This window comes from Pseudomonas sp. PS01298, from assembly GCF_029959745.1.
Classification (GTDB): domain Bacteria; phylum Pseudomonadota; class Gammaproteobacteria; order Pseudomonadales; family Pseudomonadaceae; genus Aquipseudomonas; species Aquipseudomonas aylmerensis.
In genome coordinates this window covers 1-3,536 of sequence record NZ_JASCPP010000216.1, presented here as the reverse complement: position 1 = coordinate 3,536, position 3,536 = coordinate 1, and the positions used below count along the sequence as shown (strand labels likewise).

Here is a 3,536-nt window from a genome sequence, read left to right as displayed (position 1 = left end):
GTGCAACATTCACCACCGCCATCGCAGGCAAGCCAGCTCCCACCCTGGATTTTCAATGTATGGAATTTTTCAGATCAACTCTTCCACCAAGTGCAAACAATGACTCAGCCCCGGCGACTGATCATTCACCCGCCGGCTGAGGATGATCGGCGACGTCGCGGTGGCTTCTACAATCGGCGTGTAGCCGATGTCCGCGCGGTGCAGCACCTGCACCGAGGCCGGTACCAGCGTCACGCCCATGCCCGCGCCGACCAGGCCGATGGCGGTCTGCAATTCGTTGGTCCACTGCGCCACCTTGAGGCTCAAGCCGTGCGCGTCGAACAACGCAATCACATGGTCGGCATAGCTGGGGCGCGGGTTGCCGGGGTACAGCACGAACGGCTCGGCGGCCAGTTGGGCAAGGGTGGCGGGCGCCTCGAGCAGAGGATGGCCGGCGGGCAGCACGGCCACCAGGCGGTCCTCCACCAGCACGCGCTGGACGATGGCCGGGTCGTCGATGCGGATACGCCCGAAACCCACATCAATGCGCCCGGCCTTGAGCGCTTCGACCTGCTGCAGGGTGGTCATCTCCGACAAGCCCAACTCCAGCTCCAGCGCGTCATGGTTGCGCAGGCGCCGGATCAGTTCGGGCAGCACGCCATACAGCGTCGACGGGGCAAAGCCGATGCCCAGCCAGGTCTTCTCACCCTGGCCAATGCGCCGGGTGTTGTCGCAGACCTTGCCCAATTGTTCGAGCAACACATTGGCGTGCTCATAGAAAAACCGCCCGGCTTCGGTCAGCCGCAGGGGCCGGCCGCGTTCAAGCAAGACCACGCCCAACTCATCCTCCAGTTGCTGGATCTGCCGGCTCAACGGCGGCTGGGCGATGTGCAGGCGTTCGGCGGCGCGGGTGAAGTTGAGGGTTTCCCCCAACACCTGGAAATAGCGCAGGTGACGCAGTTCCATGACGGCTCCTTTCATACCTTGAGGGTATTGTGCGAGACCCATTCTATATTGGAAGCCTCGAAAAATAGGGTACAGAATCGGTCAAAACCAATAAAGAACCCAACGGGTATTGCCATGCCGATTTGCGCCATCGAGTCGATCGACACCGTCATCGTCGACCTTCCTACCATCCGCCCGCACAAGCTGGCGATGCACACCATGCAAAACCAGACCCTGGTGATCATCCGCGTGCGCTGCGCCGACGGCATCGAGGGTATCGGTGAAGCCACCACCATTGGCGGCCTGAGCTACGGTAACGAGAGCCCCGACAGCATCAAGGTCAACATCGACCGCCATTTCGCACCGCTGCTGATCGGCCAGGACGCGAGCAATATCAACGCGGCGATGCTGCGCCTGGAGCGCAGTATTCGCGGCAACACCTTTGCCAAGTCAGGTATCGAAAGCGCCTTGCTCGACGCCCTGGGCAAGCGCCTGGACCTGCCGGTCAGCGAGCTGCTCGGGGGCCGCGTGCGTGATGCCTTGCCGGTAGCCTGGACCCTGGCCAGCGGCAACACCGAACAGGACATTGCCGAGGCCGAAAAGATGCTCGACCTGCGTCGCCACCGCATCTTCAAGTTGAAGATCGGTGCCGGTGAAGTCGGGCGCGACCTGGCCCATGTCATCGCGATCAAGAAAGCGTTGGGCGAGCGCGCCAGTGTGCGCGTCGACGTCAACCAGGCCTGGGACGAAGCCGTGGCCCTGCGCGCGTGCAAGGTGCTCGGCGACCACGGTATCGACCTGATCGAACAGCCGATCTCGCGCAACAACCGTAGCGGCATGGCCCGGCTCAACCTGTCCAGCCCGACGCCGATCATGGCGGATGAATCCATCGAATGTGTGGAGGATGCCTTCAACCTGGCCCGCGAAGGCGCGGCGTCGGTGTTCGCGCTGAAGATCGCCAAGAACGGCGGCCCCCGCGCGGTGTTGCGCACGGCGGCGATTGCCGAGGCCGCGGGGATCGGCCTCTACGGCGGCACCATGCTCGAAGGCGGCATCGGCACCCTGGCCTCGGCGCATGCCTTCCTGACCTTGAACACGCTGGCGTGGGACACCGAACTGTTCGGCCCCTTGTTGCTCACCGAAGACATCCTGGTCGAGCCGCCGGTGTACCGCGATTTCCAGTTGCATGTCTCCACCGCTCCGGGCCTGGGCCTGGCCATCGATGAAGAGCGCCTGGCGTTCTTCCGTCGTGACAAACACTAAGAGGCGCCTGCCATGCTGTTCCACGTAAAAATGACCGTGAACCTGCCCGTCGACATGAATCCCGAGCGGGCCGCCAGCCTCAAGGCCGACGAAAAAGCCCTGGCGCAGCGCCTGCAACAACAAGGCAAATGGCGCCACCTGTGGCGCATCGCCGGGCACTACGCCAACTACAGCGTGTTCGATGTCGACAGCGTGCAAGAGCTGCACGACCTGCTGATGCAACTACCGCTCTACCCCTACATGGCCATCGAAGTGAATGCCCTGTGCCGGCACCCTTCGTCGATCCATGAGGACGACCGCTGAGCCTGTTCTGCACCCAATAATTACAAGATGAGGATTGCACCATGTCCATCCGACTGTCCCAGACTGCCCACGCCCAACAGTTCCTCGAGGAAGCCAGCGGCAACCTCAATGACGGCGGCAGCCCGCGCACCAAGGCGCTGATCTACCGGATCCTGCGCGATACGGTAAACATCATCGAAGACCTCGAAGTGACCCCGGAAGAGTTCTGGAAGGCGGTCAACTACCTGAATGAGCTGGGCAAGAACCAGGAGGCGGGACTGCTCGCCGCCGGGCTCGGCCTGGAGCACTACCTGGACTTGCTGATGGACGCCGCTGACGAGCAAGCCGGTAAATCAGGCGGCACTCCGCGCACCATCGAGGGCCCGCTGTATGTGGCGGGTGCGCCGCTGTCCAAGTACGAGGCGCGGCTGGACGATGGCACGGACGCCGCGGTGCCGCTGTTCATGCGCGGGCAAGTGCGTGACACCGATGGCAAACCGTTGGCGGGGGCGATCGTGGATGTGTGGCAGGCCAATACCGGCGGCACCTATTCGTGGTTTGACCCGACGCAATCGGCGTTCAACCTGCGTCGGCGCATCGAGACCGACGCCCAGGGCAACTACCGGTTTCGCAGCATCGTGCCGTCGGGCTACGGCTGCCCGCCGACCGGGCCGACCCAGCAGTTGCTTGATCAACTGGGGCGTCACGGGCAGCGGCCGGCGCACATCCACTTCTTTATCTCGGCCCCGGGCCATCGGCACCTGACCACGCAGATCAACCTGTCGGATGATCCGTACCTGCATGATGATTTTGCCTACGCCACGCGGGATGAATTGATCGCCGAAATTCGCTTCAGCGACGATCCGCAACTGGCCCGGGAATTTGGCGTGGAAGGGCGGTTTGCGCAGATTGATTTTGACTTCGAGCTGCAGGTGGCTGATGCACCGGTAGAGCAGAAACGCATGCAGCGCGTGCGCGCCCTCGAAGACTGAACGCGGTAAAAAATGTGGGAGCTGGCTTGCCTGCGATAGCGGTGGTGAATGACACACCGCCATCGCAGGCAAGCC

4 protein-coding genes are annotated in these 3,536 nt (G+C 62.9%); 3 read left to right on the top strand and 1 reads right to left on the bottom strand.

From position 1 onward, the window contains the following. Positions 1 to 69 precede the first annotated feature (69 nt). Positions 70 to 945 (bottom strand): LysR family transcriptional regulator, encoded by an 876-nt coding sequence (locus QMX97_RS31810; protein ID WP_282398227.1) that lies wholly within the window; start codon positions 943 to 945, stop codon positions 70 to 72. 114 nt (positions 946 to 1,059) lie between these two features. On the opposite strand from QMX97_RS31810, the gene QMX97_RS31805 reads away from it, so the two are divergent. Genes QMX97_RS31805 through catA form a run of 3 tightly spaced genes read left to right on the top strand, consistent with a single transcriptional unit; the run spans position 1,060 to position 3,461 of the window. Then, positions 1,060 to 2,187 (top strand): muconate cycloisomerase family protein, encoded by a 1,128-nt coding sequence (locus QMX97_RS31805; protein WP_065908429.1) that lies wholly within the window; start codon positions 1,060 to 1,062, stop codon positions 2,185 to 2,187. Positions 2,188 to 2,199: 12 nt separating this feature from the next. Then, positions 2,200 to 2,490, top strand: coding sequence for a muconolactone Delta-isomerase (gene catC / locus QMX97_RS31800; RefSeq protein ID WP_201145871.1), 291 nt, complete (start codon positions 2,200 to 2,202; stop codon positions 2,488 to 2,490). A 41-nt stretch (positions 2,491 to 2,531) separates the two neighbouring features. Further along, the gene (catA, locus tag QMX97_RS31795; RefSeq protein WP_065908436.1) at positions 2,532 to 3,461 is read left to right on the top strand and encodes a catechol 1,2-dioxygenase; all 930 of its coding nucleotides are present in this window, start codon (positions 2,532 to 2,534) and stop codon (positions 3,459 to 3,461) included. Positions 3,462 to 3,536 lie beyond the last annotated feature (75 nt).

What these genes read in the sequence shown, in the direction of transcription:
- QMX97_RS31810 (WP_282398227.1), bottom strand. Translation starts at nt 945, where the DNA reads ATGGAACTGCGTCACCTGCGCTATTTCCAGGTGTTGGGGGAAACCCTC.
- QMX97_RS31805 (WP_065908429.1), top strand. Translation starts at nt 1,060, where the DNA reads ATGCCGATTTGCGCCATCGAGTCGATCGACACCGTCATCGTCGACCTT.
- catC (WP_201145871.1), top strand. Translation starts at nt 2,200, where the DNA reads ATGCTGTTCCACGTAAAAATGACCGTGAACCTGCCCGTCGACATGAAT.
- catA (WP_065908436.1), top strand. Translation starts at nt 2,532, where the DNA reads ATGTCCATCCGACTGTCCCAGACTGCCCACGCCCAACAGTTCCTCGAG.